Annotated in this window: 1 protein-coding gene; it reads left to right on the top strand. The window is 69.3% G+C overall.

Features of this window, described 5'->3' with window-relative positions; all coding sequences use genetic code 11:
* Positions 1–283, top strand: a 283-nt coding sequence (locus tag ACLJNW_RS24545; protein ID WP_410961261.1) for a homocysteine S-methyltransferase family protein, incomplete at both ends; no start/stop codon positions are given.

Raw genomic sequence — 283 nt, 5'->3', positions numbered from 1 at the left:
CTGCTGCGCACCGAGGCCGGCTGGGCGACCCTGAAGCGCTACTACGAACGCTACCTGGAGATCGCCCGGCAGGATCGCCTTGGCTTTGTGCTGGAAAGCCCGACCTGGCGAGCCAGCGCCGACTGGGCCGAGCGACTGAGCATTGGCCGAGAGGAGTTGGCGGCCCTCAACCGCGCCTCCATCGGGATGATGCACGAGTTGCGCGACGCCTATCGCGGACAGACCGGTCCCCTGGTGGTCAGTGGCTGCGTTGGGCCGCGGGGCGACGGCTACGACCCTGGCC

Source organism: Salmonella sp. SAL4457, from assembly GCF_046548235.1.
Classification (GTDB): Bacteria; Pseudomonadota; Gammaproteobacteria; order Enterobacterales; family Enterobacteriaceae; genus Salmonella; species Salmonella enterica.
This window is presented reverse-complemented; position numbering and strand designations above follow the sequence as displayed.